25 protein-coding genes and 1 other RNA gene are annotated in these 26,868 nt (G+C 72.5%); 9 read left to right on the plus strand and 17 right to left on the minus strand.

Features of this window, described 5'->3' with window-relative positions; genetic code table 11:
- Positions 1-20: 20 nt before the first annotated feature.
- Positions 21-398: a transfer-messenger RNA gene (gene ssrA, locus ACI794_RS08000) on the minus strand.
- Between the two features lie 106 nt (positions 399-504).
- Here ssrA and ACI794_RS08005 point away from each other — a divergent pair.
- Both ACI794_RS08005 and ACI794_RS08010 read left to right on the plus strand, forming a co-directional pair.
- Positions 505-1,242, plus strand: a complete 738-nt coding sequence (locus ACI794_RS08005) for a sulfotransferase-like domain-containing protein (protein WP_456616079.1) — start codon at positions 505-507, stop codon at positions 1,240-1,242.
- A gap of 4 nt (positions 1,243-1,246) precedes the next feature.
- Positions 1,247-2,146, plus strand: coding sequence for an aminotransferase class IV (locus ACI794_RS08010; RefSeq protein WP_456616080.1), 900 nt, complete (start codon positions 1,247-1,249; stop codon positions 2,144-2,146).
- A gap of 16 nt (positions 2,147-2,162) precedes the next feature.
- On the opposite strand, the gene ACI794_RS08015 is transcribed toward ACI794_RS08010, so the two are convergent.
- The 11 genes from ACI794_RS08015 to prfB form a co-directional block, all read right to left on the minus strand.
- Positions 2,163-3,314, minus strand: coding sequence for a magnesium and cobalt transport protein CorA (locus ACI794_RS08015; protein WP_456580709.1), 1,152 nt, complete (start codon positions 3,312-3,314; stop codon positions 2,163-2,165).
- A gap of 279 nt (positions 3,315-3,593) precedes the next feature.
- The gene (locus tag ACI794_RS08020; protein ID WP_456616081.1) at positions 3,594-5,243 is read right to left on the minus strand and encodes an SLC13 family permease; all 1,650 of its coding nucleotides are present in this window, start codon (positions 5,241-5,243) and stop codon (positions 3,594-3,596) included.
- A 91-nt stretch (positions 5,244-5,334) separates the two neighbouring features.
- Positions 5,335-6,213: an SCO6745 family protein gene (locus ACI794_RS08025; RefSeq protein ID WP_456616082.1), complete on the minus strand. Its 879-nt coding sequence runs from the start codon at positions 6,211-6,213 to the stop codon at positions 5,335-5,337.
- Between the two features lie 9 nt (positions 6,214-6,222).
- Positions 6,223-7,221 carry an N-acetyltransferase family protein gene (locus tag ACI794_RS08030; protein ID WP_456616083.1) on the minus strand — a complete coding sequence of 333 codons (999 nt, stop codon included), beginning with the start codon at positions 7,219-7,221 and terminating at the stop codon, positions 6,223-6,225.
- Between the two features lie 45 nt (positions 7,222-7,266).
- Entirely contained in the window at positions 7,267-7,647 is a 381-nt protein-coding gene (locus ACI794_RS08035) for a VOC family protein (protein WP_456616084.1), read from the minus strand.
- Complete coding sequence (locus tag ACI794_RS08040; protein WP_456601468.1) at positions 7,644-8,537, minus strand: amidohydrolase family protein; 894 nt, start codon at positions 8,535-8,537, stop codon at positions 7,644-7,646. Before ACI794_RS08040 ends, ACI794_RS08035 begins: the two co-directional genes overlap by 4 nt.
- On the minus strand, positions 8,537-9,457 hold the full coding sequence (locus tag ACI794_RS08045; RefSeq protein ID WP_456616085.1) for an NADP-dependent oxidoreductase: 921 nt from the start codon (positions 9,455-9,457) through the stop codon (positions 8,537-8,539). The genes ACI794_RS08040 and ACI794_RS08045 overlap by 1 nt, the downstream gene beginning before the upstream one ends.
- Positions 9,458-9,515: 58 nt before the next feature.
- Positions 9,516-9,992: an SsrA-binding protein SmpB gene (smpB, locus tag ACI794_RS08050; protein WP_456616086.1), complete on the minus strand. Its 477-nt coding sequence runs from the start codon at positions 9,990-9,992 to the stop codon at positions 9,516-9,518.
- A 137-nt stretch (positions 9,993-10,129) separates the two neighbouring features.
- Positions 10,130-11,014 (minus strand): permease-like cell division protein FtsX, encoded by an 885-nt coding sequence (ftsX, locus tag ACI794_RS08055; RefSeq protein ID WP_456580716.1) that lies wholly within the window; start codon positions 11,012-11,014, stop codon positions 10,130-10,132.
- Positions 11,015-11,071: 57 nt separating this feature from the next.
- Positions 11,072-11,752: a cell division ATP-binding protein FtsE gene (ftsE, locus tag ACI794_RS08060; protein ID WP_456601552.1), complete on the minus strand. Its 681-nt coding sequence runs from the start codon at positions 11,750-11,752 to the stop codon at positions 11,072-11,074.
- A 209-nt stretch (positions 11,753-11,961) separates the two neighbouring features.
- Positions 11,962-13,071, minus strand: coding sequence for a peptide chain release factor 2 (gene prfB, locus ACI794_RS08065; RefSeq protein WP_456601470.1), 1,110 nt, complete (start codon positions 13,069-13,071; stop codon positions 11,962-11,964).
- A 46-nt stretch (positions 13,072-13,117) separates the two neighbouring features.
- Here prfB and ACI794_RS08070 point away from each other — a divergent pair, with 46 nt between their 5' ends.
- Complete coding sequence (locus ACI794_RS08070) at positions 13,118-13,408, plus strand: DUF6343 family protein (protein ID WP_456580718.1); 291 nt, start codon at positions 13,118-13,120, stop codon at positions 13,406-13,408.
- A gap of 23 nt (positions 13,409-13,431) precedes the next feature.
- On the opposite strand, the gene ACI794_RS08075 is transcribed toward ACI794_RS08070, so the two are convergent.
- The 3 genes from ACI794_RS08075 to cutA all read right to left on the minus strand — a co-directional run bounded on the left by ACI794_RS08075 (position 13,432) and on the right by cutA (position 16,786).
- Positions 13,432-14,454: an esterase/lipase family protein gene (locus ACI794_RS08075; protein WP_456616087.1), complete on the minus strand. Its 1,023-nt coding sequence runs from the start codon at positions 14,452-14,454 to the stop codon at positions 13,432-13,434.
- Positions 14,455-14,565: 111 nt separating this feature from the next.
- A complete protein-coding gene (locus ACI794_RS08080) occupies positions 14,566-16,332 on the minus strand; it encodes a putative bifunctional diguanylate cyclase/phosphodiesterase (protein ID WP_456616088.1) in 1,767 nt (588 codons plus the stop codon).
- A 127-nt stretch (positions 16,333-16,459) separates the two neighbouring features.
- On the minus strand, positions 16,460-16,786 hold the full coding sequence (gene cutA, locus ACI794_RS08085; protein WP_456601474.1) for a divalent-cation tolerance protein CutA: 327 nt from the start codon (positions 16,784-16,786) through the stop codon (positions 16,460-16,462).
- Between the two features lie 68 nt (positions 16,787-16,854).
- Between cutA and ACI794_RS08090 the strand changes: the two genes are divergently transcribed.
- Both ACI794_RS08090 and ACI794_RS08095 read left to right on the plus strand, forming a co-directional pair.
- Complete coding sequence (locus tag ACI794_RS08090) at positions 16,855-17,091, plus strand: hypothetical protein (RefSeq protein ID WP_456616089.1); 237 nt, start codon at positions 16,855-16,857, stop codon at positions 17,089-17,091.
- Positions 17,092-17,432: 341 nt separating this feature from the next.
- Positions 17,433-18,944: a tannase/feruloyl esterase family alpha/beta hydrolase gene (locus ACI794_RS08095; RefSeq protein ID WP_456616090.1), complete on the plus strand. Its 1,512-nt coding sequence runs from the start codon at positions 17,433-17,435 to the stop codon at positions 18,942-18,944.
- A gap of 91 nt (positions 18,945-19,035) precedes the next feature.
- Here the strand turns inward: ACI794_RS08095 and ACI794_RS08100 are convergent, their stop codons facing one another.
- Together ACI794_RS08100 and ACI794_RS08105 are read right to left on the minus strand one after the other, a co-directional pair.
- Positions 19,036-19,236, minus strand: coding sequence for a hypothetical protein (locus ACI794_RS08100; RefSeq protein ID WP_456601476.1), 201 nt, complete (start codon positions 19,234-19,236; stop codon positions 19,036-19,038).
- 166 nt (positions 19,237-19,402) lie between these two features.
- Positions 19,403-20,008 (minus strand): DUF305 domain-containing protein, encoded by a 606-nt coding sequence (locus ACI794_RS08105; protein ID WP_456601477.1) that lies wholly within the window; start codon positions 20,006-20,008, stop codon positions 19,403-19,405.
- 750 nt (positions 20,009-20,758) lie between these two features.
- Between ACI794_RS08105 and ACI794_RS08110 the strand changes: the two genes are divergently transcribed.
- The 4 genes from ACI794_RS08110 to ACI794_RS08125 all read left to right on the plus strand — a co-directional run bounded on the left by ACI794_RS08110 (position 20,759) and on the right by ACI794_RS08125 (position 26,800).
- Positions 20,759-20,995 carry a hypothetical protein gene (locus ACI794_RS08110; RefSeq protein WP_456616091.1) on the plus strand — a complete coding sequence of 79 codons (237 nt, stop codon included), beginning with the start codon at positions 20,759-20,761 and terminating at the stop codon, positions 20,993-20,995.
- Positions 20,992-22,599, plus strand: a complete 1,608-nt coding sequence (locus ACI794_RS08115; protein WP_456616092.1) for an esterase/lipase family protein — start codon at positions 20,992-20,994, stop codon at positions 22,597-22,599. Before ACI794_RS08110 ends, ACI794_RS08115 begins: the two co-directional genes overlap by 4 nt.
- 67 nt (positions 22,600-22,666) lie before the next feature.
- Positions 22,667-24,250: a helicase HerA-like domain-containing protein gene (locus tag ACI794_RS08120; protein ID WP_456616093.1), complete on the plus strand. Its 1,584-nt coding sequence runs from the start codon at positions 22,667-22,669 to the stop codon at positions 24,248-24,250.
- Positions 24,251-24,586: 336 nt separating this feature from the next.
- Entirely contained in the window at positions 24,587-26,800 is a 2,214-nt protein-coding gene (locus ACI794_RS08125) for a RiPP maturation radical SAM C-methyltransferase (protein WP_456616094.1), read from the plus strand.
- Positions 26,801-26,868 lie beyond the last annotated feature (68 nt).

The raw sequence follows: 26,868 nt of genomic DNA on the forward strand, positions 1-26,868 counted from the left end.
GTGCAACAGGGGTGGTGGTGTGGTGGAGGTGGCGGGAATCGAACCCGCGTCCTTCGACGCATGACCAGGGCTTCTCCGAGCGCAGTCCGCTATGCCTCTCTCGGCCCCACCGATCACACGGACAAGTCGGTGTGACGGGCCCAGTCGCTGTGAGATGTCCCGCGCGCACCCGCGACCGGCACGCACGGTGAGTCATCTAGCTGATGCCAGGATCCGGGCCGATGACGAACCCGGGCTGACAGAGACTACGACCCGCTGTCAGGCAGCGAGGGCGTAGTGCTCAGCGCGATCAGAGTCGGCGCTTGTGTTTTTTCCGACGCATGGTTAACGAGCTCATCGTCGGCTTCCTCGGCTCGCTTCCCCTGGACACCCGACCGAAGTCGAGACCATTCACCCCCTGTGTAGTTGTGCAGTCATGGTAACGGCCCTGTCCAGCCGGATGTTCCCGGCGGGACGCCGGCCGCGCCGGGTGCCCCCGGGCTCGGGGTCCGGCACGATGCGGGCATGACAGGGGCCGGCCGGACGACGACGCCGGTGCGCATCGCGATGTGGTCGGGGCCCCGCACCCTGTCGACGGCGACGATGCGCGCCTGGGAGAACCGTCCCGACACCGTCGTCGTCGACGAGCCGCTGTACGCCTACTACCTCGCTGCGACCGGCCTGGACCACCCGGGCCGCGACGAGGTGGTCGCCAGCCAGCCGACCGACTGGCGCACCGTCGTCCGCACGCTGACCGAGGGCGACCTGCCCGACGACGCCACGATCTCCTACCAGAAACACATGACCCACCACGTGCTCCCCGAGGTCGACCTCGACGCCTTCGCCGGGCTGCGGCACGCCTTCCTGATCCGCGACGCGCGCCGGCTGCTGGCCTCCTACGCCCGGGTGCGCGAGCGCCCCACGCTGGCCGACCTCGGCCTCGCCCAGCAGGTCGCGCTGCACCGGCGCTTCGGCGGACCGGTCGTGGACTCCGACGACCTGCTGCGCGACCCGCGCGGCGTGCTCACCGCCCTCTGCTCGGCGCTGGAGGTCCCGTTCGACGAGCGGATGCTCTCCTGGCCGCCCGGCCCGCGGGACAGCGACGGGGTGTGGGCGCCGCACTGGTACGCGAGCGTCGAGGCGTCCACCGGCTTCGGCCCGTACCGCGACTCCCCCGTCCAGCTGCCCGGGTCGCTGGCCGGTCTCGCCGCCGAGTGCCTCCCCTACTACGACGAGCTGGCCGAGAACCGGCTGAGGAGCTGACCCCGTGCTGCAGCAGTTCGACGAGCGCAACCGCGACCTGGTGGTCAACGTGAACGGCCGGCTGGCCCACCGCGACGAGGCCGGCGTCAGCCCGTTCGACTCCGTCGTGCAGGGCGGGGACGCGGTGTGGGAGGGGTTGCGGCTCTACCGCGGCCGCATCTTCGCGCTCGAGGAGCACCTCGCCCGGCTCCGCCGCTCGGCGCAGGCGCTGGCCTTCACCGACATCCCGGACGACGCGGCGATCGTCGAGCAGATCCGCGCCACGCTGGCCGCCAACGGCATGACCGACGGCGTGCACATCCGGCTCACCCTGACCCGCGGCGTCAAGGTGACCAGCGGCATGGACCCGCGGCTCAACCGGAGCGGCCCGACGCTCATCGTGCTCGCCGAGCACAAGCCGCCGGTCTACGACACCGGCGGGATCACGCTGATCACGTCGAGCGTCCGCCGGCCCACCCCCGACGTGCTCGACCCGAAGATCCACCACAACAACCTGCTCACCTCGATCCTCGCCAAGATCGAGGCCAACGTCGCCGGCGCCGACGACGCGCTGATGCTGGACGCCCGGGGCTTCGTCGCCGAGACCAACGCGACGCACGTCTTCTTCGCGGCCGACGGTGTCCTCCGCACCCCGACGACCGGCGCGTGCCCCGAGGGCATCACCCGCGCCACCGTGCTGCGGCTGGCCGCCGGGGCTGCCGTCCCCACCGAGGTCGGCGACTTCTCGACGACCCAGCTCTACGCGGCCGACGAGGTGTTCGTCACCGGCACGATGGGCGAGCTCACGCCCGTCCTCGCCGTCGACGGCCGGCGCATCGGCACCGGTGAGCCGGGCGCCCTGACGCGGCAGCTGTCGGCCGCCTACGGGGAGCTGACCGCCAGCAGCGGCACCCTGGTGACCTGACGGAGCATCGGGGTCCTCAGATCCAGTCGCGGCGCTTGAAGACCAGGTAGAGCGTCAGGCTGACGCCGACCATGAGCAGCAGCGCGAACGGGTAGCCCCACACCTCGTCGAGTTCGGGCATGTGGTCGAAGTTCATGCCGTAGACCGTGCCGACCAGCGTGGGCGCGAACAGGATGGCGGCCCAGGCCGAGATCTTCTTGACCTCCTCGCCCTGCGCGATCGAGGCCTCGGTGAGCTCGCGGATCTCGTCGTTCTGCCGCTGCGCCACCAGGGTCGCGTTCACGGTGAGGATGTCGCGCAGCTGCAGCCGGAAGCCCTCCACGCGCTCGTTGACCTGGATGACGTGGTCGGCGACGTCGCGCAGGTAGCTGCGCAGCTCCTCGTCGACGCCGTACTTGTCGAACCCCGCGGTGAGCGCGGCGATGATGCCGCTCAGCGGCTGGGCCGCCCGCTGGAACTCCAGCACCTCCTGGGAGAGCTCGTAGATGCGCCGGGAGACGCCGGGGTCCCCGCCGAACACCTGCGTCTCGATCTCGTCGATGTCGTTGGCCAGCCCGTCGACCACCGGGCGGTACCCGTCGACGACGGCGTCCAGGGTCGCGTACAGCACCGACTCGCTGCCCTTGGCCAGCAGCTCCGGGTCGCTCTCCAGCCGGCGCCGGACCCGCGACAGGTCAGGCGACTCGCTGTGCCGCACGGTGATCGCGAAGTCCTGCCCGAGGAACAGGTGCAGCTCCCCGAACTCGACCTCCTCGGCGGCGTCCAGGTACCGCGCGGCCTTGAGGACGACGAAGACCGTGCTGCCGTACCGCTCGAACTTCGGCCGCTGGTGGGCCTTGATCGCGTCCTCGACGGCCAGCTCCGGCAGGTCGAACAGCTCCGCGAGGGTCCCCAGCTCGCCCGGGCCCGGCCGGTAGAGCCCGAGCCAGGCCAGGCGCCCCTCCCCGTGGAGGAGCTCCTCCCGGCTGTCGGCAGGAGAGTCCGGCGTCGCCACGCGGCGCCCCTCGGAGTACACGGCGTTGTCCACGATCCGCGACGGCACGGCCGGGGCGTCGGAGAGCACCGCGGACGCCGTGGCGCCACTCGGTGGCTGCGCCGGTCCGGGTCGGGCGGGACGGCGGGTCAGCGTGGTCAGGGCGGTCAGCGGCGCAAGTCGGCGCTCGGTCATGACGGGCTCCCGGGGCGAGGGACGGCGAGGGCGACAGGTGCTCGCGCAAGCGGCGAGGCGCTGAACGGCCACCCTTCAGGGGCCCGCGGCGAGCCTGCGAGGCGTGGGGGGAAGGGTGGTCCTTCTACTCGGGATCGGTACTGGGAGGTTCGCTGCGCACAACGTCCCCCCTCCCGGTCCGGGCTGCCCTCGCCCGCGCGTTCTCGGCCGTCGACCATCGTCCCACGTCCGGCGCCGATCGCCGGACGTGCGATCGCCCACACGGGTGAGCCCGTGGCGTCAGCCCACCGCACCCAGGACGAGGTCGACCAGCAGCGGGAGCAGCAGCACGATGAGGATCGCGCCCAGGACGTCGAAGGAGATGCCGGACCGGATCATCTTGGTGATCGGCACGACGCCGGAGCCGTAGACGATCGCGTTCTGCGGCGTCGACACCGGGAGCATGAACCCGAACGACGCCGCGAAGGTCGCCGCCAGCGCCGGCACGAACGGGTTGATGCCCGCGGCCACGGCCACCGGGATGATGATCGGCACCACGACGGCGGCCGATGCCGTGTTCGAGGTCGTCTCGCTGATGATGATCGCCAGGATCACCGCGAAGACGGTGATCGCGATCGTGCTGGTGAGGCCCAGGCCGTCGGCGGAGGCCTGGCCGATCGTCTCGGCCAGCCCGGTGCTCGCCAGGAGCGAGCCGAAGATGATGCCGGTGCCGAACAGCAGGATCGTGCCCCAGTCGATGGTGGCCGCGTCGCTCCAGTTGAGCGTGAACTCCCGGCGCTTCCAGTCCGTGGGCAGCAGGAACAGCAGCGAGGCCCCGAGGACGGCGACGATCCCCTCGTCCAGGCGGTCGCTGATCGTCGCGTACAGGTCGGACTCGGTCCCGGCGGTCAGCGCGATGACGCCGGGGAAGATCCACAGCGCCACGGTGACGCCGAAGGCGATGAGCGTGTTCCGCTCGGCACCGGAGAACCGGCCGAGCTCGCCCCGCTCCTTCTGCACGTACTCGTGCACGCCCTCGATCCGCTTGATCTCCGGCTTGTTGACCAGCAGCAGCACGATGACGAGCGCGACGAACATCAGCGCGCAGATCGGCAGCGCCATGAGCATCCAGTCGAGGAAGCCGATGCGCTCGCCGGTCGCCTCCTCGATGAGGCCGCGGCCGATCAGGTTCGGCGGGCTGCCGACGGGGGTGAGCAGGCCGCCGACACCGGCGCCGTAGGCCAGCATCAGCATCAGCGCGACGCCGACCCGCAGGCGCAGCGGGTCGAAGTCGGGCTTCACCAGCTCCTTGTCCTGCAGCAGCTTGGCGATGACCGACAGGATGCCGATGGCGGTGGGCAGCAGCATGGCGACGGTCGCGGTGTTGGACACGAACGCCGAGAGCACCGCGGTGATGAATCCGAAGGCGATGATGACGCGCGCGGTGGAGGCGCCGACCCACGTCAGCGACAGGATGAACATCGCGAACCGCCGCGCCACCCCGTGCTTGAGCATGGCCGCGGCGAGGATGAACGCGCCGATGAAGGTGAAGACCGTCGTCGACCCGAACGGCGCGAGCGCGTCGTCGGCCGGCACCACACCGAGCACCGCGATCGCGCCGACGCCGATGAGGCCGCCGATCGGGATCGGGACCGGTTCGGTGATCCACAGGACGATGACGCCGAGCAGGATCGCGGCCAGCAGGTGCTGGTCGCGGGGCAGGTCGATCGGCACCAACGCGAAGACGAGGGTGACCAGCGGCGCGAGGAAGAGGCCGACGGTGCGGCGGCCCTTCTCGAACCGCTCCTCGGCCGGGCTGAGCTGCTGCTCGCCCAGGCTGCGGTACGTCGCGCTGCCGCGGAACGCAGCGTCCACGTCGGTCCGCTGCCACCCGGGCCCGCCGTGCGCGGCGGCCTGGACGCCACCCTGCTCGCGCTCGGTCGCGGTCATGGCGCCTCCCTGGGGCTGGACCCGGCCACGACCTTAGGAGCACTCCCCACGGCCCACCAGTCGCCCGCTCGCGGCGCCTGCCGGGGCCGGATCAGCGGCCGAAGACCCCCTGGCCGAACGCGCCGTTGGCGGTCAGGACGCGGGACATCCCCTTGCCCAGCTCGACCACACGGGCGGTCTTCTCCGCCCCCAGCTGCAGCCACGGGTCCGCGGCGAGCGCGTCGGTCTGCACCTCGATCCGGGCCCGCAGCTCCTCCCCCTCCTCGGTCAGCCCGGCGTCGTCGAGCAGGCCGCGCTCGGCCAGCGCCGCGCACGCGGCGTCCCACTGCTCGTCGCTCCACCCGCGGGTCGCCTTGGCCGCCGGGACGGTGAAGCCCCGGCCGGTGGCGCAGTGGGTGATCAGCGCCTCCAGCCCGGTCAGCCCGGCGTGCACCAGGACGGCGACGTGCCCGTCACCGCGGTGCTCGCGCAGCAGGGTCGTGCCGTGCCACAGCGCCAGCAGCGGCTCCTCGGGCCACGGGAGGTCGGCGTGCCCTGCGTAGAGCGGCCGGCCCTCGGCGCTCAGCCCCTCGCTCGCCTCGCGCAGCAGCCCGGCGAGCTCGACGACCTCCGGCGACCCGGTGATCTCCTCGCCGAGCAGCCGGGTCAGCGACGCCCGCGCGGCCTCCAGGCGGGCGGCGACCACCTGCTCGGGCGTGGCGAGCGTCCAGGCGCGCGGGATCATGTGCGCCACCAGCGACGGCGCGAAGTTGTAGAAGGTCGCCGTCACGACGCCGGCGCCGACGGCGCCCATGGCGGCCGACCGGCCGGCGAAGTACACCATCCGCCCCGGCCGCAGCCCGAGGGCAGCGAGGTACTCGTCCTGCTCGGGCGCGAAGTACAGGTGCGAGTGCAGCGGGTCGATCGCGCGGTGGGCGCGGCCGACGAGGGCGGGGTCGAAGACGGGCTCGGCTCGATCGGCGCTGACCATGGGCGCACCCTAGCCAGCGGCCACCGGCGGCAGTGAGCGGGACCACGCCACGCGGGTCCGCACCGTGGTGAAGCCGAGGCTCTCGTAGAGCCGGAGCGCGCCGGTGACGTTGTCGCTGTCGACGTCGAGGGCGGCCACCGCGCAGTCCCGCGACGCGGCCGCGCGCAGGCTGCCGCCGATCATGGCCGAGGCCAGGCCGCGCCCCCGGGCGCCGGGGAGCACGCCGATCTGGCCGAGCACCACCTCCCGGTACCCGCGGGCCCGGGTATCGGCCTCGTACACGTAGGCCAGGACGTAGCCGGCGACGGCGCCGTCGGCGACCGCCAGCACCGAGAGGTCGGGCCGGAAGGCGCGACTGCCGGTGAACAGCCGCTGCCACGACTCGGCGTCGCGCTCGCTGGATCCGTGGTGCTCGGTGAACGCCGCGTTGTGCGCGCGACGCACCTCGTCGTCGCGGTCCCGGGTGAACGGGACGAACTCGACGCCGGAGACCCCGCGGGTGTCGGGAAGGTCGGCGAGCCGACGCTCCATCGTGCGGTACCAGCGCTCCGCCGTCAGCCCGCGCTGCTCCACCAACCGCTCCAGGCGCGGCTGGGTCCCCGTGACGTTGACGACCAGGTGCGCCGGGGCTTCCGGGTGCCGCTCGGCGTGCACCTCCGTGCCCCGGGCGAGCTCCCAGTCCAGCAGCGCCGTCCCGATGCCCTGGCCGCGCCGGTCGGGGTGCACCCGGCCGTCGAGGTTGATCCGGTAGGACTCGCGGAAGGTGGGGCTGGCGGAGACCACCGCGTAGGCGGCGAGCGCCCCGTCGGCACCGATGACGGCGACCCCGTCGCGCCCTGGGTCGACGCCCCAGCCGGTCCACTCCTCGGCGACGTCGTCGGCGTCGGGGAACTCCCCGGTGTCGTCGAGGGCCTCGGCGGCGACCAGGAGTTCGGCGACCGCCGGCGCGTCGTCGGCGCTCAGCGGGCGGACGGTCAGGCCGTCGGGGGCGGCGGGGAGTGCGGGCACGGGAGCCGAGGGTAGGCAGCCGCCCGGCGCGGGGCCAGCGGTTTTCTACAGCCGCACGAACAGGCAGAACGGGTGGCCGGCCGGGTCGGTGAAGACGCGGACGTCCTCCCGGTCGTCGGTGTGCCCGCCGACCCGCCGGGCACCGACCTCCTCCGCGACCGCCGAGGCCGCGTCGAGGTCGTCGACCTGCAGATCGAGGTGCAGCTGCATCTGCTGGGTGCCCGGCACCGGCGGCCACACCGGCGGCACGTGGTCCTCCTCCAGCTGGAAGGAGAGCCCGGGGCCGCCGTCCTCGGGGCGCAGCGTGCTCCACTGCGGGTCGTCGTCGCGGAGCGGCCAGCCCAGCAGCCGCTGGTAGAAGCGGGCCAGCCCCTGGGGGTCCGGGGTGCCGAGGACGGTCGCGGTCAGCCGGGCGCTCGGGGTCACGCCCCGATCGTGAACAGCCGGGCGCCGTTGCGCCACAGGACCGCGCGGAGCCACTCGTCCCCCAACCCCAGCCGGTGCAGCGCAGCGAGCTGGTGGGCGTAGGGGTAGGGGATGGACGGGAAGTCGCTGCCGAGGAGGACCTTGTCGCGCAGCGCCGCCAGCCGCGGCAGGTCCGCCCGGTCGAAGGGCATCAGCCGCTCGGTGAAGTCGGTGGCGAACATCGTGGTGTCCAGGTGCACCCGCTCGTACCGCTCGGCGAGGTCGAGGAACTCCCGGTACTCGGGCATGCCCAGGTGCGCGATCACCAGCTGCAGCCGCGGGAAGCGCTCGAGCAGCCCTTCCATCGGCTCCGGCCCGGTGTGCTCGCCGGCCAGCGGCCCGGAGCCGCAGTGGATGACCACCGGTGTGCCGGTCTCCTCGAGCCGCGCCCAGACCTCGCCGAGCAGCCGGTCGCGCGGATCGAAGGCGCCGACCTGCACGTGCACCTTGAACACCCGAGCACCCCGGTCCAGCGCCTCGGCGACGTAGCCCGCGACGCCCGGCTCGGGGAAGAAGGTCGCCGACTGGAGCACCTGCGGGCGGCCCGCGGCGAACCCGGCCGACCAGTCGTTGAGCCAGGCGGCCATGCCGGGCTTGTGCGGGTAGGGCAGCGTCGGGAAGGCGCGGACCCCCAGCCGCTCCAGGACGGCGAGCCGCTCCTCCTCGGGCAGCCGGTAGGCCACCGGCCACTCCGCCCCGTAGTGGGTGCCGGCCGCCTCGAAGTACTGCCAGACCTTGGCCTGCACCCGCTCGGGCAGCACGTGCACGTGCACGTCGACCAGCCCGGGCAGGCCCAGCTCGCGCCAGTACCGCGGGACGTCGCCGTCGTCGACCGGTGGCCGGATCGCCATCAGAGGGTGACGACGACCTTGCCGCGCACGTGCCCGCCGGCGACGAGCTCGTGCGCCTGCGCGGTCTGCGCCAGCGGGAACGCCTTGGCGACGGCGACCCGCAGTTGGCCGGCGTCGGCCATCCGCGCGAGCTCCTCGAGCTCGTGCCGCTCGGGGCGCACGAAGACGTAGCGGCCGCCCATCCCGTTGACCGAGGGGTCGACGACGCTGGCGATGCGGGAGACGTCGCGGACCTGCTTCGGTGCGTCGGAGAGCGTGTCGCCGCCGTTGAGGTCCAGGACCGCGTCGACGGGCTCGGAGAGCTGCCCGCTGATCGGGCCGGCGGAGTAGTCGAGCACCTCGGCGCAGCCGGCCTCGGTGAGGAAGCCGTGGTTGCGCGCGCTCGCGGTGCCGATGACGTGCGCGCCGAGGGCGACGGCGATCTGGACGGCGAAGAACCCGACGCCACCCGCGGCGCGGTGGACGAGCACGCGGTCGCCCTCGCCGACGGAGAGCGCCTCGGTGAGCGCCTGGTAGGCGGTGAGCCCGGCCAGCGGCACGCCCCCGGCCTCGGTGAACGACAGCGACTCCGGCTTGTGCGCCACGCAGCGCTGGGGGGCCGGCACGAGCTCGGCCGCAGTCCCCCACTGGACGTCGTCCCGGCGCAGGTAGCCGAACACCTCGTCGCCGGGGGCGAAGTCGACGACGGCGGGGCCGACGGCCTCCACCACCCCGGCGAGGTCCCAGCCCGGCACGATCGGGAAGTGGTGCGGGAAGAAACCCGCCAGGTTGCCCTCGCGGATGCCGATGTCGACCGGGTTGACCCCGGCGGCGCGGGTGCGCACCAGCACGGTGTCGGGGCCGACGGGAGGCTCGGGCAGGTCGTCCCGCAGCTCCAGCACGTCGATCCCGCCGAACCGGTCGTAGGCGATGCCTCTCATGGGCATCACCGTATGCGCGCCGCCGTCAGCCCGTGCCGGGACGCCGCTCGGGCGTGGCTCAGCGACGGCCCTTCACGTAGCGGCCGAACGCCTTCTGGATCTCCCGGCGCGAGTCGCGCTCGGCGAGGTCGTGCCGCTTGTCGTAGGACTTCTTGCCCTTGGCCAGGGCGAGGGTCGCCTTGACCTTGCCGTCCTTGAAGTACAGGTCCAGCGGCACCAGCGTCAGGCCGCCCTCGCGGGTCTTGCCCGTCAGCTTGTCGATCTCCTCGCGGTGCATCAGCACCTTGCGCTTGCGGCGCGGGGCGTGGTTGGTCCAGGTGCCCTGCGTGTACTCGGGGATGTGCACGTGCTGCAGCCACACCTCGCCGTCGTCGATCGAGGCGAACCCGTCGACGAGCGAGGCACGGCCGGCCCGCAGGCTCTTCACCTCGGTGCCGGTGAGCACCAGGCCCACCTCGTAGGTGTCGAGGATCGAGTAGTCGTGCCGCGCCTTCTTGTTCTGGGCGATGAACTTGCGCCCCTGCTCCCGCGGCAATGCTCCTCCGTCGTCCTCCGGACGACACCGCGGCCAGGTGCCGTACCCCTGTGCGACGAGCGCGTCCCGGGCCTCCTCGCGGAGGCCTCCGGCCCCCGCTCCTCGACCCGCCCCGCGGGGCGCCTCGCCTTTCCTCCCTACAACCTTACGTACAACCGCAGCGTCACGTAGGCGGCGATGCCGGCCAGGGCGACGCCCACCCCGGAGACGATCACGCTGTTGGTGATGATCGCGTCCCACTCGACCTGCGGGATGATCCCCGCCCGGATCGGGCCGGAGAGGGTGCGGTCGATGAAGAGCACCTTGGTGAGGATCAGGCCGCCCGCGGCGAGGAGGCCACCGATGAGACCGGCGATCGCGGCCTCGAGGATGAACGGCAGCTGGGTGTACCAGCGGGAGGCGCCGACCAGCCGCATGATGTTGGTCTCGTTGCGCCGGTTGAACGCCGCCAGCTGGATGGTGTTGGAGATCAGCAGCAGGGCCGCGAGCGCCTGCACCACCGCGACGGCGATCGTCGCGTTGCGCGCGCCGTTGAGCAGGCTGAACAGGCGGTCGAGGAACTCGCCCTCGTCGCGCACCTGGTCGACGCCGTCCGCCCCGTTGGGGAACTGCGCGGCGATGACCTCGTAGCGCTCGGGGTTGACCAGCTCGACGCGGAAGCTCTCCGGCAGCGCGTCCGGCGGGGTGTTCGCGACCAGCTCGGGCTGCTGGCTGAACTGCTGCTGGAAGCGCGCGTACGCCTCCTCCCGCGACTCGTAGAGGAAGCTCGCCACCTCGTCGGAGGACTCCAGCTCGGTCTGGATCGCCTGCCGCTGCTCGTCGGTGACGTCGTCGGCGAGGAAGATGGAGACCTGCACCTTGTCGTAGTAGATCTCCTTCATCTCGGAGATCATCCCGGCGATGAGCAGGCCGGTGCCCATGAGGCCGAGCGAGATGGCCGTCGTCAGGATCATCGCGACCGTCATGGTCAGGTTGCGACGAAGCCCGGTGGCCACCTCGGAGAGCACGAAGTTGACGCGCATGGATTCCCTGTCGTGGAGTGCGTTGAGACGCGATCGGCGGCGGTGCGGCGGGCGCTGCTAGCGGCCCACGCCGTAGACACCGCGCGACTGGTCGCGGGTGAGGGCTCCCCCGTTGAGCTCGATGACGCGGCGCCGCATGGAGTCGACGATGTGGTAGTCGTGCGTCGCCATGAGCACCGTGGTGCCGGTCCGGTTGATCCGCTCGAGCAGCAGCATGATGCCCTCGCTCGTCTCCGGGTCGAGGTTGCCGGTCGGCTCGTCGGCCAGGAGGACCAGCGGCCGGTTGACGAACGCGCGGGCGATCGCGACCCGCTGCTGCTCACCACCGGAGAGCTCGCCGGGGAGCCGGTTGGCCTTCCCCTCGAGCCCGACCATCTCCAGCACCTCGGGGACCACCCGCTTGATGGTCCGGTGCGGCTTGTTGATCACCTCGAGGGCGAAGGCGACGTTCTGGGCCACCGTGCGGTTGCGCAGCAGGCGGAAGTCCTGGAAGACGCAGCCCATGGTCCGGCGCAGCTTGGGCACCTTCCACTTGCTGAGCGTGTTCAGCGTCTGGCCGTTCACCGTGATCGTGCCCGACGTCGGGTCCTCCTCCTTGAGCAGCAGCCGCAGGAAGGTCGACTTGCCCGAACCCGAGGACCCGATGAGGAAGACGAACTCGCCCTTGTCGATCTCCGTGGAGACGTCGTCGAGGGCGGGCCGGCCGCTCGCCGGGTACAGCTTGGTGACGTGTTGCATTTCGATCACGAGGCGCCACGGTACTAGTCCCGGGGGCCTCTGCGGCCCGATCGCCACGGAACGCACCGGACTCGTTCTCGCCCTGCGTCACCAGGGCGGCGGCAACGGCCAGGTCACCCGGTGACGGACAGTCGCATCCGGCTCCGCCGGCGCCCGACTGTGAGTTCCCTGGCATCCGCCGCGACGGGCCGGAACGGCACCCGGAGCCGCTAGGCGGCGGCCGTCTCCTGCTGGCGGCGCCACCGGATGCCGGCCTCGATGAACGCGTCGATGTCGCCGTCGAGCACCGCGGTCGTGTTGCCGGTCTCCTGCTCGGTCCGCAGGTCCTTGACCATCTGGTAGGGGTGCAGCACGTAGGAGCGCATCTGGTTGCCCCAGCTGCTCCCCTCCCCCTTGAGCGCGTCCATCTCCGCCTTCTGCTCCTGCTGGCGGACGACGAGCAGGCGGGCCTGGAGCACGCGCAGCGCCGCGGCGCGGTTCTGGATCTGGCTCTTCTCGTTCTGGCAGGACACCACGATGCCGGTCGGGATGTGGGTCATCCGGACGGCGGAGTCGGTGGTGTTCACGCTCTGCCCGCCGGGGCCCGAGGAGCGGAAGACGTCGACCCGGATCTCGTTCTCCGGGATCTCCACGTGGTCGGTCTGCTCGACGACGGGCAGCACCTCGACGCCGGCGAACGAGGTCTGCCGGCGGCCCTGGTTGTCGAAGGGGGAGATGCGCACCAGCCGGTGGGTGCCCTGCTCGACCGAGAGGGTGCCGTAGGCGTAGGGCACCTTGACCGAGAAGGTGGCCGACTTGATGCCGGCCTCCTCGGCGTAGCTGATGTCGAGGACCTCGGTGGGGTACTTGTGGCGCTCGGCCCAGCGCAGGTACATGCGCATGAGCATCTCGGCGAAGTCGGCCGCGTCGACGCCGCCGGCCTCGGACCGGATCGTCACCAGCGCCTCGCGGGAGTCGTACTCGCCGGAGAGCAGGGTGCGCACCTCGAGCTCGTCGATCGCCTTGCGCAGGCTCTCCAGCTCCCGCTCGGCCTCGGCGGTCGTGGCCTCGTCGTTCTCCTCGGCGGCCATCTCGTGCAGCAGCCCGACGTCCTCGAGCCGGCTCCGCAGCTCCTCGACCCGGCGCACGTCGCCCTGCATGTAGGAGAGCTTGGAGGTCAGCGCCTGCGCGGCCTCGACGTCGTCCCAGAGGTCGGGGGCGGCCGCCTGGAGCTCCAGCTCGGCGACCTCCCGGCGGAGTCGGTCGACGTCGAGGACGGCCTCGATCGACTTCAGGGTCGTGTCGAGTTCGTCCAGGACGACGGAGAAGTCAGCGGCCACGTCGACCCAGGGTAGTGCGCCCCCGCCCCGGGTAGGCAGGCGTGCCATGAGCGAACCTGACCGGCCCCGCTCGCGGGAGGACTACGCGCGCGGCCTGCCCGACCACCACGACCCCACGGCCGGCATCGGCGGGGCGCGCCCGGCCCGCTCCGCGCTCACCCTGCGGCTGTTCCTTGCCGGCTTCGGCCTGGTCTTCTGCCTGCTGGCAGGGCTGGGCTGGCTCGCCGTCGAGGACCTCCCGACCTGGCCCGGCGTCGTCCTGCTCGTGCTCGCCGTGATCGCGGCCGTCGACCTGGTGATCATCGTGCGCCGCAAGGCACGGGGCGAACCCGGCTGAGGTGACCGGCCGGCGCTGCGGGGTCAGCGGCGGGCGTACACGTAGGGCGCGAGCGGCGGCTCGTCGTCGACCTCGGGGGCGTTCCCCTCGTCGTCGAGCGCGTAGCCGACGAAGGCCGCGTAGTCGGCGGTGAAGGTCGCCGGGTCGACCCCCGGCTGGAACACCTGGGCGCAGGTGGTCAGCGGGATGCGCCCGCGCACCGCCGGTCCGTCGTGGGTGAGCGCGTCGACCACGATCGCGTAGCCGACCGGGTCGTAGCTGCCGATCGCGAAGTGGTCCGCGGCATTGGCCGGGCAGACCTCCTGGGTCGCGATGTTGGCGATCCGGCCGGCGCCGGTGCGCAGCGCGGAGCTGGCCGCCGGCGGGGTGTTGGGGACGACGATCTCGTCGGCGGCGGTGTAGGCGACGGTGTAGTCGACCCCGTCGAAGGTCTCCGCCCCGCTGTTGAGCGCCTCGAGGAACTCCGACTGCGAGGCCTGCTGGTGGTTCGCCGGCGTGCAGGGCCCGGTGCTGCACGAGGTGTCGGCGAGCACCGTGCCGTGGTTGGACGGCGAGAGGCCCACGAGGTCGTCGACGAGGGCGCGGGTGTCGGGCCAGAAGCGCAGCGCCCAGCGGGGCACCATCCCGCCCTGGCTCCAGCCCACGACGTCGACGTCGCGCCGGGCCTCCCGGCTCACGGTGCGGATGGCGTGCACCAGGTGCTCGCCGGCCACCTGGATGTCGCCGGTGGCGTCGTGCGGCAGGGTGACCGCGCACCAGCGCCAGCCGCGCTGGTCGAAGGCCCGCATGTAGTTCCAGTCGAACCCGGCGTACGGGTCCATCGTGGTGCCGGGCACGAGCAGGATCGGGTCCTGCCGCAGGTCGCGCAGCGGTCCGTTGCAGGTGAGGCTCGCCTCGAGGTCGGCCTTCGCCACCGACAGCGCGGGGCCGCGCTGGTCGAGCGGGGCGTACTCCCCCGTCGACGGCGCCGCCGCGGCCACACCGCCGCCCAGCAGGGCGGTGGCCAGCGCAGCGGTCAGTGCGGTCAGCAGCCGGGACCTCGGCATCGGGTGTCTCCTCGGGGCAGGGGGCGCGTCCTCGCCCCGTTCGCCGAGCACAACGAGCGAGCGCCCGGAGGGTTGTGGCCGGCGTCACCGGAGTCCGGGCGGGGGAACGCCTCAGCGGCCGGAGAGGTCCAGCCGCCCGCCGTTGGCCCGCGCCCACCGGAGGAACTCGTCGGCCGGCATGGGCCGGCCGAGGTGGAAGCCCTGGGCGTACCAGCACCCCAGGTCGACGACGCGCTGCAGCTGCGCGGCCGTCTCCACGCCTTCGGCGAGGCTGCGCATCCCGCAGGCCTCCGCGAGCCCGACCACCGCGGCGATGGCGGCGGTGGCGTGGCTGCCGGGCCCGTCGCCGCCGGTCACCAGGCTGCGGTCGATCTTCAGCAGCCCGGTGGGGATGGACACGAGCTGGCTCAGCGAGGAGTAGCCGCTGCCGAAGTCGTCGATCGCGGACTCCACCCCGAGCTCGCGCAGTCGCCGGAACTGCTGCGCCGCCCGGGCCGGGTCCTCGGCGGCGCTGCTCTCGGTGAGCTCCACGACCAGCTGGCGGGGGGCCAGGCCGGCGCCCTGCAGCCCGGTCAGGACATCGTCGACGAGCGTGCCGTTCACCAGGTGCGCGGCGCTGACGTTGACCGCGGTGACGACGGAGACGCCCGCGTCGCGCCACGCCGCGGTCTGCCGGCACGCCTCCCCGAGCACCCAGCGGGTGAGCGGGATGACCAGGTCGTGCTGCTCGGCCACCGGCACGAAGTCGCACGGCCCGATGCAGCCGCGCTCGGGGTGCTGCCAGCGCACGAGCGCCTCGGCACCGGTGATCCGCCCCGTCGCCACCTCCACCACCGGCTGGTAGTGCAGCAGGAGCTGGCCGTCGCTGATCGCGTCCCGCAGCTCGGCGGCGAGCTGCACCTTGCGCTGCACGCTGTCGCGCAGGTCGGGGCTGAACACCCGCACCCGGTTGCGCCCGGCGGCCTTGGCCGCGTACATGGCGAGGTCGGCGTCCCGGACCAGGTCCGTCGAGCGCACCTCGGCGGGCGAGCCGGCGGGGACGGCGGCGATGCCGATGCTGGCGCTGAGCCGGTGCGTGCGGCCGCCCAGGTCGAACGGCTGCTCGAAGGTGGCCTGGCAGCGTTGCGCCAGCAGCTCGGCGCCGTCGGCCTCGCAGTCCCGGGACAGGACGACGAACTCGTCACCGCCGAGCCGGCCCACGGTGTCCTGCCCGCGGGTGACGGCGAGCAGCCGTCCCGCCAGCTGGCGCAGCAGCTCGTCCCCCACGTCGTGGCCCAGGGAGTCGTTGACGTCCTTGAAGCCGTCGACGTCGAGGAACAGCACGGCGACGGCGGGGCGGCCGGGGCGGCGCAGCTCGGCGTCGATGAGCTCGTGCAGGTGCGTGCGGTTGGGCAGCTCGGTCAGGGCGTCGTGGCGGGCCTGCCAGGAGGAGGCGCGCTCGGCCAGCACACGCGCGGTGATGTCGACGTGGGTGACGACGACGTGGCCCGCCTGGTCGACGCGGGAGGCCTGCACGTGGAACCAGCTCGTGCCGGCGCCGGTGGGGTCGGGCACCGAGCGGTCGACCGACACCTCGGCGCGCTCGCCGTCGGCCAGCTCGCGGAGCTCGCGCACCAGGCGGCGGGCGGCGTCGTCGTCGCAGAGCTGCAGGGCCAGGTCGTGGTAGTCCGCACCCGGCAGGATCGGCGCCCGGCGCTCCCGCCCCGCCGCCGTCCACGCGGAGTTCGCCAGCACGACCCGGCCGGCGGGGTCGAGCAGCACGGTCGGTGAGGCCAGGGCGTCGAGCACCGCCTCCACGAGCGCGGCGTCCCGACCGGACGAGCCCGTGCTGCGGCGCACGTCGAGGGGCAGCTCGCGCTCGCCAGGTGCTCTCGCCACATCCCCCTCCGCCGGGTCGCTGTGCACCGTCCGGTACGGCGCACCGTCTGCATCGGCAGGAGCGGCGGGTGCCATGAGCCGACGGCCGTCCCGTACCCCCACAGGATGGCCCGGACAACCGGCCCGGTCAGGGTTGCCGCGTCTCCTCGTCGATCCAGCGCAGGTAGTCGGGGTTGCCGCCGACCAGCGGGAGGGCGATGACGCACGGCACGTCGTAGGGGTGCAGCTCGCGGGTGCGGGCCACGATCCGGGGCACCAGGGCGCGGCGGGTGTGCAGCGCCACCCGCGCCTCCGGCTCGTCGTGCACCACGCCCTGCCAGCGGTACACCGAACGGATGGGGGCGGTGTGGTGCCCGCAGGCGGCCAGCCGCTCCTCGACCAGCGTGCGGGTGAAGCCGGCCAGCCAGTCGGCGTCCGCGGCGGTGATCACGACCTCGCAGCACTCCTCGTCCATGGCCGGATCCTGCCCGCGCGGCGCCCTCCCTGCGTGGAACCGGGGGCGGCGCGGGTAGGGGGGCGGGCATGAGCGACGAGATAACGATGCAGCTGGACGGGGACGAGTACGTGGTGAGCCCGGAGGGCGAGGGCCTGCGGGTCGGGCGCCGCGTCGGCGGCGAGGTCACCTGGCTCGAGTCGGTGGACGGGAGCCTGCTCGACGACCAGGCGCGCGCCGCCCTCTCGAACGGGGACACCTCCGACGAGTCGCTGCTGCGCGCGGTGCGCGGCGTGGTGCAGGCCGAGGTCGAGCGGGGCGCCTGACCCCCGGGCCGACCGGGTCGGTCAGCCCTCCGCGACCACCGCCGCGCCGCTGCCGCCGCTCGCGGGGCGGTGGTCGCGGACGTCGTCGACCCGGTCGGCCGGCTCCTGCAGCCGGCGCTCGACGTCCCCCCGCGGGCCACCGGTCCCGGACCGGATCGGCTGCGCTTCGTTCCGGTCATCGGAACAATGGCGGCGCCTGTGTGGATTTCTCGGCGCGTCGACGCATTTTCTGGACCCTTGGACTTGCGATGCAATAGGCCGCCTCCTTGAATGCCCGTCATACCGGGCGACCATTGTTCCGATCAGCGGAACAGGATGCGCCCGCATTCTGGGAGGCCCGAATGACGAAGGCTCCGCACACCACCGGGAGAGGACGGGCGGGTGCCGTGCTCCTCGCCCTCGTCATCCTCGTGGCGCTCGCCGTACCGGCGTCGGCCGCACCCCCCGGTGGACCGGCTCCGGGCGCGTCGGGCACCGAGCGGTGCGCCGCACTGGTCGGCAGCGCGGTCCGGGTGGACGGTGGCCGCGCGGTCGTCGACACGGCCGCCGTCGTCCCCGGCACCGCCGGGACCCCCGAGCACTGCGACATCACCGGCGCCATCGGCGACATCCGCTTCCGGATGCAGTTCCCCACCACCGGCTGGAACCAGAAGTACTTCCAGACCGGGTGCGGCGGCTTCTGCGGATTCATCCCCATCGACGCCTGCGGGGACGCGCTGTCGCGCGGGTACGCGGTCGCCGCGGAGGACAGCGGCCACCAGGGCCAGAGCGACGGGTCCTGGGCGTTGGACAACAGGCGGGCGGAGATCGACTGGGGCCACCGCTCACCGCACGTGGTGGCGATGGCGGCCAAGCAGTACGTCGAGCAGTTCTACGGCCAGCGGCCGGCCTACTCGTACTTCCAGGGCTGCTCCACCGGCGGGCGGCAGGCCCTGTCGGAGGCGCAGCGATACCCGGAGGACTTCGACGGCATCGTCGCCGGTGCCCCGGCGCTCTACCAGAACTACCTGGCCCCGCTCTCCCAGGGACACCTGGAGACCGTGAACCGCAACCCCGACGGCACGGTGATCCTGCCCGGCACCAAGGCACCGGTGGTCGCCGCCGCGGCGCTGGCCCGGTGCGACGGCCTGGACGGCGTCGTCGACGGCGTGATCGCCGACCCGGAGGGCTGCGACTTCGACCCGGGGACGCTGCAGTGCCCGGACGACGTCGACCAGCCGACCTGCCTGACCTCCGCGCAGGTCGACGTCGTGCGCGCCTTCTACGCCCCGCCGGTGGACGACCGCGGCCGCCAGCTCTACCCGGGCGGCCTCGTGGTCGGGTCCGAAGCGGGCTGGCCGGGCTGGTCCATCGGCACCGACACGGCGCTCTCCGGCGGTGGCACCTTCGCCGAGTCGGTGCTGCGGTACCTGGCCTTCCCGCGGGACCCCGGTCCGGACTACTCGCTGTTCGACTTCGACCCCACGCGGGACGCCCCCAAGCTGCGGTCGATGGCGAAGATCTACAACGCCGACGAGGTGCGCATGCACCGCTTCGAGCGCGCCGGCGGAAAGCTGCTGGTGTGGCACGGCTGGGCGGACCCGCTGATCACGCCCGAGGGCACGATCGACTACGTGCGGGACGCCGTCGCGGCCAACGGTGGGCGGGCGGCCACCGAGGACTGGATGCGGCTGTTCCTGCTGCCCGGCGTCTACCACTGCGCCGGCGGCCCCGGTGAGGACACGGTGGACTGGCTCACCGCGATCGAGCGGTGGGTCGAGCACGGCGAGGCGCCGGACCAGGTGACCGCCAGCAAGCTCGCCGACGGCGACGTGGTGAGCACCCGCGTGGTGCCGGAGTACGTCGTCGGCTGACCGGGGAGGACGACCGCCGCACGGCATGCCCCCGTGGCCGTGCGGCGGTTTCCCCGTCCTCTCCCGCGCGCCCCCGGCTCAGCGCGGTGGCTCACCGCACGTAGCCGCTCCCGCCGGCGAGCGCCGTCAGCACGACCATGGCGACGAAGACCAGGACGACCGCGGCGAGGACGCCGAGGCCCAGCAGCCAGGCGTGGTCCTCCGCTGCCAGCTTCACCGCCGGGTGCGGGGCCTCCGCCTCCTGCGCGGTGGGCGGTTCGACGAGGCCGGGGGTGTGGGCGTGGACGCTCATGACGGCTCCCTGTGCAGGACCGACGGGCGCCGGCCGGCGCCCGGACGGGCCCTCTGCGGGCCCGGTTCCAGACTGCTCCCGCCACGGCCCCGGCACGAGGGTCGAGAGTCCCCGTCCGCGAGGGCGGACCGCTCTACCGCTCTACCGCGGCCGGCCTCTCACGACGTCAGCCGGCCGGAGGGCAGTCCCGCAGCGCCTCGGCCGTGAACTCCGGCACCGGCCGCTCTCGGGCCTCCTCGAGCGTCTCCGCCTCGCCGTTCTCCCGGATGTCCTCGATCAGCCACTCCATCTCGGCGATCTCCTTCTTCTGGGCGACGATGATGTCGACGGCGAGCTGGCACACGCGGACGTCGTCGATGTCCGCACGCTCGGAGCGGGTGATGGCCAGCGAGTGGTGCGGGATCATCGCGCTCATCCAGTTGCGGTCGTCCACGGTGGCCTGGCTGCGGTCCAGGTACACCGCACCGCCGAACAGCAGCAGGCTGCCGACGACGATCGCGATGTTGCCCTTCACGTTCTTGTACATGTTGAGCATCCACGCGAGCATGACCAGCCCCATGGTCCCGCCCATGGTCAGCGCCATGAAGACGCGGCTCTCGCTGAAGCGGACGTGACTCCACTCCCAGGAGCTGACGAACATGGTCCAGTACATGACGACCATCGCCGTCAGGATCATGGCCGCGAAGCGCAGGTACATCTTCGTCTCGTGCGACAGCTTGCCGCCGCCCTGCTCGCGTTCCTGCTGCTGCTCGTCGTCGTGCGTGGAAGCCATCGCTGAGGTCTCCGCTCTCTCGTCGGCCGGCGCGTCACCCGTTCCGCGCCGGCGGTGCCGCCGTGGCCTCCCGCGAGCCGGCCGGTGCGGCGGCGGCCCGGCCTCGCCGTTCGCTGACCGTGTGGGAGGTGGAGGGCGGCACCCTGGATCGGGGCGACGACCGCCTGCCCCTGCATCCGGAGGACAAACACGCTCGCGGGGCAACGCAACGGGGCTGCGGTCCTACCGCCGGTAGATGTCACGGGACTGTCACACGGCTCCCGGACGAGCGAGTCAGGAGCGGCTGGGCGCGCCGGGGATCGTCGGCATCGACAGCCCGACGACGGTTGCCCGGACGACACGAGCAGGAGCTCCGGCGGGACGACGGCGACGACGTCGTCTACCGGGTGTCGACCGACTTGGCAGAACGCGCAGACCATCTCCGACGGCTTCGCGACTCCCGAGCAGGCGACCTACGTCAGCGGTACCGGCTGCTCGTCGCCAGGGCCGGGGATCCGGCACAGGGCGGCGGCCCTCCTGAGAGGACCGGGCTCGTGCTCCGGTCACCCCGGACGGAGGTGACGTGCGCAGCGGGTACCGCCGCGCGGAGGAGTGGGGTCACGTGGCAGCGGCCGACCCCGAGCGCCACGCGCGTAGGTCTCAGGCCCCGTACCTTCTGCGCCTCGGCCCGGACGGTCCCGGCACCCGGCCGCCGCTCCCCTCGGCGGCGCCCCGTCCCGATACCGCGCCCGGGCGGCGGGGAGGGTGAGCGTGGGCCTGATCCAGACAGCCCCGGCCCCGGGCGCCTTCGGCCGGCTCGTCGACGCCGTCGCGGGCGCGTTCGGGCTGAGCGACGCCGAGCACGTGATCGGCAGCACCCTGCTGTTCTTCGCCGTCGTCGGCTTCCTCGATGCCTACCTCCTCACCCGCCTCTCCCTCACCGGCGCGTTCTCGGAGGTCCAGCTCGGCCACGCACCCGTCGTCGACCAGCAGGAGGAATCGTCATGAGCACCGACACCATCCCGCCCGGCAGCGACGGCGCCACCGGGCTGCTGGTCTACGTCCCCGGGCTCGGCGCGGCCAGCCGGTCGGCGGAACTCCTCCGGCAGGTGGGCGCGGACCTCGGTCCCGGGTGGCAGGTGCGCGTCTGGCCGCACGGGCTGACGCCGCTGAGCTCCCAGCGGATGGAGGACGCCGCGCACCGGCTCGCCGTGCAGGTGCGCACCTGGGCCGGCGACAACGGTGTCGGCCGGCCGGTCGACCGGATCCTGCTGGTCGGCCACAGCCTCGGCGGTCTGCTGGTCCGGCACGCGTTCCTGCTCGACGCCGGGGTCGCCGGAGGCGGATCGGCCGCCCAGCCCTGGACGTCGAAGGTGGCGCGCATGGTGCTCCTGGCCGCGCCGAACGCCGGCTTCCGGACCAGCCGGCTGCCGCTGGTGATGCGGGGGCCGTACGCGCTGGCCGCCGCAGTCGGCCGGCTGACCGCCGAGGACCTGCAGTCGGGGTCGCCCTACCTCACCGAGCTGCGGCTGCGCTGGGTGAACGCCTTCCGCACCCCGGCACCGCCGGCGGTGCTCGTGGTGCAGGTGCTCGGCGACCGCGACGACCTCGTCACCCGGGAGGACAGCCTCGACATCGAGTACATGGCGGGTGCGATGCGGATCGACGTCCCGGGCGCCGACCACAGCAGCCTGGTGGACGTCACCGGAGACCCCGAGCGGTACGGCATCCTGCGCCACGCGCTGCTCGGGGACCTGGACACCGAGCTGCTGCGCGCCGAGGGCACGTCGGACGCTCCCGTGTACGTCGTGCTGCACGGGATCCGGACCAGCAGGTACGCGACCTGGGTCGGCGAGCTGACCAGCCGGCTCTCCCGGCCGGCGGGAGAACCGGGCAGCAGCCCCCCGGTCGTGTGGGCGCCCAGCTACGGCTACTTCAGCGCTATCGACTTCGCGCTGCCCTTCACCCGGTCGCGGAACCTGCGCCGCTTCCTCGAGTGGTACGGCCAGGTGCACGTCGTCCACCACGGCAGCCTCCGCCACTTCGCCGGGCACAGCAACGGCACCTACCTGCTCGGTCGCGCCCTCGAGGCGGTGCCCGCGCTCTACTTCGACCGCATCTACCTGGCAGGTTCCGTGCTGCCGCGGGAGTACCCGTGGACGGAGGTCGTCGCTCGCGGCCAGGTGACCGACCTCGTCCTCAACGACCGCGCGACCCACGACACGCCGGTCGGCTGGCTGTGCGCCGCCCTCCGCGGCCTGGGCATGCGCGACGTCGGGACGGCCGGGGTCGACGGCTTCGACGACCGCCCGGCGCGCGTGGTCGAGCAACCGGGCGCCTACCGGGGCAACCACGGTGCCGCGCTCCAGCCCGACGTCCTGCCGCACGTGTCCGACTTCCTGGTGGACGGTCGCCGCGGACCCGACCCCGGTGGTGCGTCGCCGTACTGGTTCGGCCTGGTCGGCCGGCTGGCCGGGGTGCTGTCCGCTCCCCTGGCCCTGGGCGGCGCCGTCCTGCTCGCCCGGTGGGCGCGTCCGCGGGGCGGGCGGTCGCGGGCGGCGGCCGCGACCGTGGGCGTCGGGGTCGCCTGGGCGATCGGGCGCGCCGTCTGATCCCGCCTCCGCCGAAGGAGCGGCTCTCCGCCCGCGCTCGGCAGCACCTGCGGATACGGTCCGCGGTGTGAGTGACCAGAACGCCGCAGCCGGCGCCGCGACCTCCGACGACCCGGCCGGCCGGATCGCGTCCGGCTTCGCCACCACGGGGCCGGCGGTGGAGCTGGGCTCGGTGGTCCACGACGGGGTTCCGCACCCGGGAGCCGCCGTGCGCGTACCGCTGGCGATGCTCAACCGGCACGGCCTCATCGCGGGCGCGACGGGCACCGGCAAGACCAAGACGCTGCAGCTGATCGCCGAGCAGCTCTCGGCCGCCGGGGTGCCGGTCGTGCTCGCCGACGTCAAGGGTGACCTCAGCGGGCTCGCCCGACCGGGCGTCTCCGGTGACCGCATCACGCAGCGGGCGGCGCACACCGACGACGACTGGCAGCCCACGGCCTACCCGGTGGAGTTCCTCGCGCTCGGCGGGCTCGGCACGGGGGTTCCGGTGCGCTGCACCCTCACCGACTTCGGCCCCCTGCTGCTGTCGAAGGTCCTCGACCTGAACGCCACCCAGGAGAGCTCGCTCGGGCTGATCTACCACTACGCCGACGCCGCCGGGCTGCCGCTGCTCGACCACCAGGACCTCCGTGCGGTCGTCCAGTGGCTGCTGTCCGACGAGGGCAAGCCCGAGCTGAAGAACCTCGGCGGGCTCTCCACCGCCACCGCGGGGGTCATCCTGCGCAAGCTCATCGCGCTGGCCGAGCTCGGCGGCGACGTCTTCTTCGGCGAGCCCGAGTTCGAGCCCACCGACGTCCTGCGCACCACCGACGACGGCCGCGGCGTCATCACCGCGGTCGAGCTGGCCGCCGTCCAGGACCGGCCGGCGCTGTTCTCGACCTTCCTCATGTGGCTGCTCGCCGAGCTGTTCGAGGAGCTGCCCGAGGTCGGCGACCTCGACAAGCCCAAGCTGGTGTTCTTCTTCGACGAGGCGCACCTGCTGTTCAGCAACGCGAGCAAGGCGTTCCTGGAGTCGGTGACCCAGACCGTGCGGCTGATCCGCTCGAAGGGCGTCGGGATCTTCTTCGTCACGCAGAACCCGACCGACGTACCCAGCGCCGTCCTCGGTCAGCTCGGCAACCGGGTGCAGCACGCGCTGCGGACCTTCACCCCCGAGGACGCGACGGCGCTGCGGAAGACGGTCTCCACCTTCCCGCGGACGAAGGACTACGACCTCGAGGAGCTGCTCACCGGGCTGGGCATCGGCGAAGCGGCGGTGACCGTGCTGTCCGACCGGGGCACGCCCACCCCGGTCGCGTGGACGATGCTGCGGGCACCGCGCTCGCTCATGGCGCCGATCGAGCCGGCCGCGATGGCGCAGGCGGTGGCGGGATCGCCGCTTCAGCAGAAGTACGGGCAGCCGGTCGACCGCGACTCCGCGTACGAACGGCTGGCGGCCCGGCTCTCTCCCCCTGAGACCGGTGCGCCGCCAGAAGCCTCCGAGCCACCGACGCCTCGCCGGCGCGCCTCCCCGGAGCCCCAGCCGGAGGAAGGCGGCCTGAGCCGGGTGCTCGAGTCACCGGTCTTCCGCTCGTTCGCCCGGTCGGCGGCGTCGGCGCTCGGCCGGGAGCTCACCCGCGGGCTGTTCGGCACCCGGCGTCGCCGTCGCTGACGCCGGAGACGGCTCGGGTCAGCCGTCGACGTAGCGATCGCGCTCCACGACGAACTGGCCGGTGGCTGTGTTGGCGTCCACGAACTCCGGCAGCAGCGGGATGCGCACGGTCACGGTCACGCAGACCGAGCCCCGCTTCCGGGAGCGTCGACCGCGGCAACACACGGTGCACGGTGGACCGCGGGGAGTCAGTACAGCCCCGACACGCCGTAACCGTCCGAAATGCAGCGAAGATACGCTTGACGACCTTTTTCCCCACTGGGAACGTGAAGACTCCTCGACCCGGAGCCGAGGCATTGACGGTATCGAGCGCGAGTCTCGAATGGGGACTGCCGCATGCCTACCACCACGGAATCGTTACGGCTGCAGTACAGCCTCTTTGCCATCGTCAGCGACATCGCGCGCCGCAGACGACTGGACCCATTGACGCGGGAGCTACCGCACGCCGGGGACGTGAGCGACTTGACCGCACAAGTGCGGTCGTACGCAATGCGGATGCCGGACGACGAGTTGACGCGTCTGCAGCACAGGCTGGCCCGGGCATATCTGCGCGAGCTGGACGATCGACTTCGGGCCGAACTGGCACCCCCTGTGCCGAGCGACGAGTCGGCCGTGATCGACGAGCACGTGCAGCGCGCCGTGCACGCGGCGGGTCGGTCCGGCGACGAGGTCTCCGTCGCCCTGGTCAGCATGCCGTGGATGGCACCGGCCATGCCCTCCATCCAGCTGGGCACGCTCGCCGCGAGCCTTCGCGGCGCGGACATCTCCTGCGACCGGCATGAACTCTTCGTGGACTACGCCGCAGTCATCGGCGTGGAACTCTACAAACTCATCGCAAACACGCTGCCATTCACGGCCGAATGGCTGTTCGCGCGACACTACTTCGGGCCGGAAAAGGGTGACTACCTGCTCGGCTTCTGGGATGAGCACCCGCGCTCGGGATACTTCACCGGCACCGTGGAGGAGGAAGTACTCGATGTCCTCGGCCCGGTCACCCACCAATTCCTGCTCGACGCGATCGACTCCGTCGACTGGGGTTCGTACGCGGTCGTGGGCTTCTCCCTGACCATTTCCCAGGTCGCATCCTCGCTCGCACTCGCGCGCTTGATCAAACGGCGCCACCCGCAGGTGACGATCGTCTTCGGCGGCGCCGGCTGCGCCGGGATCATGGGCCGTGCGATCCTCCGGGTCAGCCCCTACGTCGACGCGGTCGTGCACGTGGAGGGTGAGTCCGTGCTCCCGGATCTGGTCCGCAGGGTGCAGGCCGGACAGCCTCTCGACGGTTTGGCCGGGGTCAGCGCGCGGACCACCACGCCCACCGGTTCGAGCCCTTCGGTCGGCGTCGAGCTCTACCGCAACCGTCACGACCGCCCGCACATCGACTACCAGCCGTACTTTCAGCGGATCGCCCGTCTCGGCCTCACCGACCGGCTCCAGGTGTGGGTGCCGTTCGAAGGCAGTCGCGGCTGCTGGTGGGGGCAGAAGGTGCAGTGCGCCTTCTGCGGACTGCACGAGATCATGCGGTTCCGCGACTGGAAGCCGGCGGACGTCCTGGCCGAACTGGATCACCTCTACCGCGAGCACGGGCTGTCCCGGTTCTTCGCGGTCGACCTCATCCTGCCGAAGGAGTTCCACGAGAGCCTGTTGCCGGAGCTGGCGAGCCGCGAGGAACGCTGGACGCTCTTCTACGAGGTCAAGGCGGACATGTCCCGCGCCGACGCCGAACGGCTGGCCGCCGCAGGGATCCGTTGGATCCAGCCGGGGATCGAGAGCCTCGACCACGACCTCCTGCGCCTGATCCGGAAAGGCACGTGGCCGGCGCACAACATCCAACTCCTGCGGTGGAGCCAGGAACTGGGCATCCGGGCGAGCTGGAACCTGCTCACCGGGATCCCGGGCGCAACCCGGGCGATGTACGAGCGCATGATCGGGCGGATCCCTCTGCTGTTCCACCTCCTGGCTCCCAGCGGATGCGGCGATGTCCAGTTGCACCGCTTCAGCCCGTACTTCGACGAGCCTGAGAAGTACGGGGTCCGGTACCGGGGACCCCACCCCCTTTACCGCACTGTTTTCCCCGTGGCGGAGGACGACCTCCGGGATCTGGTGTATCTGCACGAGTTCGAGCACGTCGGGGGCGATCCGACCGGCGAGATCCGCGCGGAGCTCGAGGAGGTGGTGGAGCAGTGGCGCGCCGCCAACCGGCGAGGAGCCGTCCTCGACATCGCTGGGTCCGATGAGGGCCACGCCGTCATAACGGACACCCGGCAGAGCGTCGCCGCGACCACCACCGTCCTCGATGCCGACGAGGCCCGGCTCTACCGGTACCTGGACACGGCTCGTGCCCGTCGGTCGCTGGCGAAGGAGTTCGCCGCCACGGAGCCCGACGTGTTCGAGGCTCTCGGGGGTGACCGCGGGGTCGACCGGCTCGTCCAGCGCTGGTGCGATGCAGCGCTCGTCTTCGAAGACCGTGGCCGCGTGCTGGCCCTGGCGGTCGACAGCGTCGAGCGGGCGAAGTGGAAGGCGACCGCGACGGACATCCCCTTCCTCTAGGAGGGCACCCGACCAGCGGGTCGTCGCCGCTGCTCAGGCTCGACAAGACGTACGCATCCCGATGGCCG

The sequence above is a fragment of the Blastococcus sp. SYSU DS0541 genome (assembly GCF_054050875.1).

What these genes read in the sequence shown, in the direction of transcription:
- ACI794_RS08105 (WP_456601477.1), bottom strand. Translation starts at nt 20,008, where the DNA reads ATGGCTTCCACGCACGACGACGAGCAGCAGCAGGAACGCGAGCAGGGC.
- ACI794_RS08100 (WP_456601476.1), bottom strand. Translation starts at nt 19,236, where the DNA reads ATGAGCGTCCACGCCCACACCCCCGGCCTCGTCGAACCGCCCACCGCG.
- ftsX (WP_456580716.1), bottom strand. Translation starts at nt 11,014, where the DNA reads ATGCGCGTCAACTTCGTGCTCTCCGAGGTGGCCACCGGGCTTCGTCGC.
- ACI794_RS08020 (WP_456616081.1), bottom strand. Translation starts at nt 5,243, where the DNA reads ATGACCGCGACCGAGCGCGAGCAGGGTGGCGTCCAGGCCGCCGCGCAC.
- ACI794_RS08115 (WP_456616092.1), top strand. Translation starts at nt 20,992, where the DNA reads ATGAGCACCGACACCATCCCGCCCGGCAGCGACGGCGCCACCGGGCTG.
- ACI794_RS08095 (WP_456616090.1), top strand. Translation starts at nt 17,433, where the DNA reads ATGACGAAGGCTCCGCACACCACCGGGAGAGGACGGGCGGGTGCCGTG.
- ftsE (WP_456601552.1), bottom strand. Translation starts at nt 11,752, where the DNA reads ATGCAACACGTCACCAAGCTGTACCCGGCGAGCGGCCGGCCCGCCCTC.
- ACI794_RS08025 (WP_456616082.1), bottom strand. Translation starts at nt 6,213, where the DNA reads ATGGTCAGCGCCGATCGAGCCGAGCCCGTCTTCGACCCCGCCCTCGTC.
- ACI794_RS08070 (WP_456580718.1), top strand. Translation starts at nt 13,118, where the DNA reads ATGAGCGAACCTGACCGGCCCCGCTCGCGGGAGGACTACGCGCGCGGC.
- ACI794_RS08015 (WP_456580709.1), bottom strand. Translation starts at nt 3,314, where the DNA reads ATGACCGAGCGCCGACTTGCGCCGCTGACCGCCCTGACCACGCTGACC.
- ACI794_RS08125 (WP_456616094.1), top strand. Translation starts at nt 24,587, where the DNA reads ATGCCTACCACCACGGAATCGTTACGGCTGCAGTACAGCCTCTTTGCC.
- ACI794_RS08045 (WP_456616085.1), bottom strand. Translation starts at nt 9,457, where the DNA reads ATGAGAGGCATCGCCTACGACCGGTTCGGCGGGATCGACGTGCTGGAG.
- ACI794_RS08090 (WP_456616089.1), top strand. Translation starts at nt 16,855, where the DNA reads ATGAGCGACGAGATAACGATGCAGCTGGACGGGGACGAGTACGTGGTG.
- cutA (WP_456601474.1), bottom strand. Translation starts at nt 16,786, where the DNA reads ATGGACGAGGAGTGCTGCGAGGTCGTGATCACCGCCGCGGACGCCGAC.
- ACI794_RS08005 (WP_456616079.1), top strand. Translation starts at nt 505, where the DNA reads ATGACAGGGGCCGGCCGGACGACGACGCCGGTGCGCATCGCGATGTGG.
- ACI794_RS08040 (WP_456601468.1), bottom strand. Translation starts at nt 8,537, where the DNA reads ATGGCGATCCGGCCACCGGTCGACGACGGCGACGTCCCGCGGTACTGG.
- ACI794_RS08075 (WP_456616087.1), bottom strand. Translation starts at nt 14,454, where the DNA reads ATGCCGAGGTCCCGGCTGCTGACCGCACTGACCGCTGCGCTGGCCACC.